The organism is Petrachloros mirabilis, assembly GCF_975968855.1.
This window is the reverse complement of record NZ_CDLUDY010000155.1, coordinates 1-5542: the sequence shown is the minus strand read 5'-3', so window position 1 is coordinate 5542 and position 5542 is coordinate 1. Positions and strand designations below refer to the sequence as shown.

6 protein-coding genes are annotated in these 5542 nt (G+C 55.6%); 4 read left to right on the top strand and 2 right to left on the bottom strand.

What is annotated here, in order from left to right:
* On the top strand, positions 1–303 hold a 303-nt coding region (locus ACWVCN_RS06245; protein ID WP_455244699.1), incomplete at its 5' end, for an MlaA family lipoprotein.
* 88 nt (positions 304–391) lie between these two features.
* Here the strand turns inward: ACWVCN_RS06245 and ACWVCN_RS06240 are convergent.
* Positions 392–1582, bottom strand: a complete 1191-nt coding sequence (locus ACWVCN_RS06240) for a glycine C-acetyltransferase (protein ID WP_455244698.1) — start codon at positions 1580–1582, stop codon at positions 392–394.
* A 78-nt stretch (positions 1583–1660) separates the two neighbouring features.
* Positions 1661–2695, bottom strand: coding sequence for an L-threonine 3-dehydrogenase (gene tdh, locus ACWVCN_RS06235; RefSeq protein ID WP_455244697.1), 1035 nt, complete (start codon positions 2693–2695; stop codon positions 1661–1663).
* An 87-nt stretch (positions 2696–2782) separates the two neighbouring features.
* Here tdh and ACWVCN_RS06230 point away from each other — a divergent pair, with 87 nt between their 5' ends.
* The 3 genes from ACWVCN_RS06230 to ACWVCN_RS06220 all read left to right on the top strand — a co-directional run bounded on the left by ACWVCN_RS06230 (position 2783) and on the right by ACWVCN_RS06220 (position 5527).
* Positions 2783–3769: a TonB C-terminal domain-containing protein gene (locus ACWVCN_RS06230; protein ID WP_455244696.1), complete on the top strand. Its 987-nt coding sequence runs from the start codon at positions 2783–2785 to the stop codon at positions 3767–3769.
* A 50-nt stretch (positions 3770–3819) separates the two neighbouring features.
* Entirely contained in the window at positions 3820–4434 is a 615-nt protein-coding gene (locus tag ACWVCN_RS06225) for a YceI family protein (protein ID WP_455244695.1), read from the top strand.
* A gap of 100 nt (positions 4435–4534) precedes the next feature.
* Positions 4535–5527: a zinc-dependent alcohol dehydrogenase family protein gene (locus tag ACWVCN_RS06220; protein WP_455244694.1), complete on the top strand. Its 993-nt coding sequence runs from the start codon at positions 4535–4537 to the stop codon at positions 5525–5527.
* The last annotated feature ends 15 nt before the right edge of the window (positions 5528–5542 follow it).

The window sequence follows — 5542 nt, the reverse complement described above, 5'->3', positions numbered from 1 at the left end:
CTGCCGTTTATGCCTCCCTTCAACGTGCGGGATTTCACCGGGTACATCGCGGACATCGCGCTCAATCCGATCAACTGGCTGGTTGTTCCAATCATCGAAGTGGACGGAGTCCCTTCCGTCATCGCTCACAAGAACCGAACGACCTCTTCCTTGATCCAGATCGGTGCTCGCGTTGGTGAAATCGTGAACGACCGGTCGCGCAATTTGGAAAAGTTCCAAGGCGTCGAAGAGGCGACGTTAGACCTCTACAGCGCTGTCCGCAATGCTTATTCCCAGAAGCGGGCGAAGGCTGTTCGCGAGTAAGGCGATGGGCGAGGGGAGTTGTGCAAGAGGAGGGAATCCTTCTGATGTCTTACTCCGTTTGGCCCGCGGCTCAAGCTTTCCGCCTGCATTATGCGATGACTCCCAATTCCCGGCCGACCTTTGCAAAAGCCGCTATGGCCCTTTCGAGTTGTTCCCGCGCGTGACCCGCTGACATCTGGACCCGAATTCTTGCCTGTCCTTCCGGTACGACCGGATAACTAAAACCGATCACGTACACGCCTTCTTCCAGTAATCGATCGGCCATGGACGTAGCCAGGCGAGCCTCTCCCAACATAATGGGGATGATCGGATGCTCGCCGGGGATGAGTCGAAAACCGAGTGTCGTCAACTGGGCTCGGAAGAATTTCGCATTGTCATGAAGCATCGCGCGCAGCGCAGCTCCCGCAGTGACGAGCTTGAGTGCCTTAAGGGCACCGGCCGCAATTACCGGAGGCAGTGCGTTTGAAAAGAGATAAGGGCGTGAACGCTGGCGAAGCAATTCGACGATCTCGGCGCGTCCTGTTGTAAATCCCCCTGCGGCTCCCCCGAGCGTCTTGCCCAACGTACTGGTGATAATCTCTATGCGATTGGCAACATCGAAATGTTCCGGAGTTCCGCGGCCATTACGGCCAACAACGCCGGTCGCGTGACTGTCGTCGACCATGACGGCGGCATCGTAGCGTTCCGCGAGGTCGACGATCCGGTCCAGCCTGGCGAGATCACCGTCCATCGAGAAGACGCCGTCTGTCGCGATGAGGCGCAGGCGGTGGTCGTGTGCCTCCCGGAGTTTGGATTCCAAGTCCGCCATGTCGGAATGGGAAAAGCGGAACCGTTTCGCTTTGCAGAGTCTGATTCCGTCTATGACGCTGGCATGGTTCAGGGCATCACTGATAACAGCGTCCCGCTCATCCAGGAGAACTTCGAACAGCCCTCCGTTGGCGTCGAAGCAGGAGTTGTAAAGAATCGTATCGTCCGTGCCCAAGAATTTGCTGATGGCTTGTTCCAATTCTTTGTGGAGGTTCTGTGTCCCGCAGATGAATCGGACGGATGCCATGCCATATCCATGCTCGTCCATCCCTTCTTTGGCCTCTCGTACGATCCCCGGGTGATTTGCGAGGCCGAGGTAATTGTTGGCGCAGAGATTTATGACCTCCCCTTGCTCGACTCGAATGTCCGAACCCTGGGGCCCGAGCAATTGTCGTTCGGATTTGTAGAGGCCGCGTGAACGGATATCAGCAAGCTGTTGGTCTATAGCGGCTTTGAAGGAGGAATAAGCCATAAGTCTCCTGCGCGAGAGGATCGGGGCAAACGGCAAGGGGTGAATTCCCAATACCTTCCCCCTTGAACCCGTGATCTGTTATGGAAATAAAACGACTTTTCCGCATTCGCCTGAATTGATCAAGTCGAACCCCTTCGCGAATTCGTTCATAGAGAAGGTATGAGTGATGACAGGCTTGATGTTGAGTCCGGCTTTGAAGAGGCCAGCTAATCTGTACCAGGTACTGAACAGTCGCCGCCCGGTAATTCCGTGAACACGGATCCCTTTGAAGATGATTTCGTTAGCCAGGTCGAAAAAAATCGGACCGGTGGGAATTCCGAAGAGGGTGACACGCCCGCCGTTTTTTACGGCACTGAAGGCTTGATGAAGCGCTGCAGGATTGCCGGACATTTCCAGCGAGGCATCCACTCCTTCACCGGATGTAATATCACGGATCGCGGAGGCGACAGCATCGCCTTGCAGCGTCTTGACATTCAAGACATGATCAGCCCCGACTTGTTTGGCGAGATCGAGCCGATAGTCGCTGATGTCCGTGGCGATAATTTTCGCGGCTCCGGCAGTGCGGGCAACTGCCGTGGAAAACAGTCCGGTCGGCCCGCAACCGGTGATCAAGACCGTGTGTCCTGTCAGGTCTTCCGCGAGCGCGGCGTCGACGGCATTACCCAACGGTTCCTGGACAGAGGCGAATTGTGGCGGGATGTCATGTGACGTGTGCCAGAGCACATTCTCCGGCAAGGTAACATATTCTGCAAACGATCCGTCGAGGTCGATGCCGAGGATACGATAATCTCGGCATACATGTGCCTGCCCTGTGCGACATTGAAAACACTTACCACAAGTAATATGCGACTCGGCCGCCACATAATCGCCGATCTTCACGAGCGAGACGGCAGAACCGATTGCGACAACCTCACCACACATCTCGTGTCCGATGATCCGGGGAGGATGGATCCGGCTGTGGGCCCAGGGGTCCCAATTGTAAATATGGGCATCGGTACCACAGAGCGACGTGGCCTTCACGCGAACGACGGCGTCGTGAGGTCCCGGCGTCGGATCCGGGCAGGTTTTCAGGACAAGTCCAGGCATCGCTGAGGCTTTGAGCAGCGCCCGCATGACGACATTGTATACCAGTCCTCGGCATTAGACTAACCGAGAAAAACGGGTTGCAGGACTCTGTGCGAGCTAGGTAGGATGCCGCCTATGACGGCTGTGTCCCACCGAAGCCTGATGCTCTTTGGAGCGGTTTTTTACATCACACTTTCATTCTGGACCGCCGCAGATCTCGTCTTCCCCGCTGCGTCTTCATCTTCGGCCTCCCGACCTGCAAAACGATGGGCCCAGCTTGACTTTAGCCAGAATGATTCTCGCGGTGATGTTTCGATAGGGAAGGCCGTCACGTTGACCGTAACACTTGGAGGAGTGACGCAAGGCGCCCATCCGATTGTGGCGGTGTACGAATCCTCGCTTTTTGAACCCCAAATGGTGACGCTCGAACCGGATCCTGAGTCCTCGACATTGAAAGGAACAGTGACATTGGAGCCGGTTCCATCAGGAAGAATTTCGGTTCATCAAAAGGCCGCGCGCATCCAGATCACATTTGCTAGAACGCGCCAGAACAAGTTCGAACGGATCATGAAACGGATCTTTTACCTCACGCTCGATCAGCAGGAACCGACGAGCGATTTCGATCAGTCTCCCCCGTCGAATCCGGACGAGGTCGTGAACGGCAACTTGATTGTCGAGGAGGTCCAGCCGGATGTCGAACCTGTATCGTCGGGGGCGCTAGCTGAGGAAGACCTCATGCCCCTGGCTGAGCCAGGTCATGGACAAGCCTATTGGAAGCATGTCAGTTATTTGGTTAGTCGAAGTTGGGCCAAGCACGTACGGGGGGTGCGACGTGGGCCATCAGGTGAGACAGTCCGCGTCCATTTCAGGCTCTACCCCAACGGACGGGCCCAGATGATCGAGATCGAGAAGGGTGCAGGATCCCATGAAATCAATGTGGCAGGCATCTACGCAATCGTGGACGCCCAGCCGTTCCCGACTTTTCCAGCGGAGTTGGGAGACGAAGCCGTCGATGTACACGTGCGTATGAGGACCGGGGCACGCTTGAAGCGTCGGAAGGTTCAGTCGACTAAGCAATCATCGGACAAAACAGCCGATGCCTCCAACACGCAGAAGAAGTAACGGAAGAACCGGCTGAAGGAATAACCGGGATCGGTGAAAGGAGAACCTGCATGCGGACGTGCCGGAAGTTGAGTTTTGGTGCGGCGACGCTATTCTGGTTGATAGTTGTGCTTTCCCTGCCTGTCCGAGCCGAGGTCGCCCGTTGGACGGTCGATGTCGAACATTCGACGATCGAGTTTCGCGTCGTGCACATGCTGATTTCGAAGACCACGGGCCGGTTCATGGACTACACGGGGTATATCGAGATGGACGTATCGGCCGGTACGATCAAAGCAATCGAAGCCACCATCAAGACGGCCTCAGTGAATACAAATCATGAAAAACGCGACGCCCATCTGCGAAACCCCGACTTCTTCGACGTAGAGAAATATCCGACCATGACGTACAAGATGAAGAGCTATCAGAAGTTGGCGGAGGGAGGGTATCAGGCTGTCGGAGACCTGACGATGCGGGGCGTGACGAAAGAAATCACCCTGACAGGAGACTTCAACGGTGCGACGAAGGATCCGTGGGGCAACATGAGAGCCGGATTTCAGGGGCGTGGAAAGTTGAATCGAAAAGATTTCGGCATGGTGTGGAACAAAAAGCTGGATACCGGGGGTCTCGTGGTCGGCAATGAGGTCCAGATCAGTCTCGACATCGAGTGTATCAAAGAGAAGAAATAAGTTTACGACCCTTATGCAGAAAGATTTGATGAACGCCTATCTCGACGAAGTGAGTCCTCCTTCCCACTTGTTATTTTTCGGCTGATCAAAGATGAACGCGATGGTTTTGACGCAAGCGGGTGATATCTCTACCTCTCCGTTGCGGCGGCAAGAAGTCCCAACGCCTCAACCAGGTCCAGGGGATGTCTTGGTTCGTGTCACGGTCTGTGGTGTGTGTCGTACAGATTTGCATGTAATCGAAGGAGAGCTGGGATGTCCATTACTTCCCTTGATCCCAGGTCATCAGGCCGTTGGTGTGATCAGCCAGGTCGGTATCAGGGTAACAGAGCGCAAGGTCGGAGAGCGTGTCGGGATTGCGTGGCTCCAGGGTACCTGCGGCCGTTGTGAGTTCTGTGTTAGCGGCCGGGAAAATTTGTGCTGGGAGGCCAGGTTCACAGGCTATCAGGTCCACGGGGGGTACGCAGAATATGCAGTTGTGCCGGAGCGGTTTGCCTATCCGATTCCCGCCGTCTTTAGCGATCAAGAAGCCGCGCCCTTGCTTTGCGCAGGAATCATTGGTTACCGCGCCTTACGATTGAGCGGTATCCAACCGGGGCAACGGCTTGGACTCTATGGCTTTGGCGCGTCGGCACATATCGCCATCCAAATTGCTCGGCACTGGGGTTGTGAGATCTACGTCTGTTCCCTCACGCAGCAGCATCAAGCATTGGCCCGAGAATTGGGTGCCAAATGGGTTGGCGGAGCTTCGGAATCCCCTCCGGACCGGCTACATGGGTCGATCATCTTTGCTCCTGCCGGAGAGTTGGTTCCTCCGGCTCTCAGAGCACTCGAGCGAGGCGGGACTGTAGCTCTGGCCGGCATTCACATGAGTAGGATCCCGTCACTCGATTACGATCATGAGCTGTTCGGTGAAAGAGTCCTTCGGAGTGTCACAGCCAATACCAGGCAGGACGGATTGGATCTCCTGCGCGAAGCGGCGGCTATTCCGATCAGGCCCAAAACCCAGCAATTTCCGTTAGGTGAAGCCAATCAAGCCCTTCAAACTCTCAAGGCAGGGGCGATCAAAGGCGCAGGGGTCCTGACACTCGCATAAACCTCTGCAATGTAT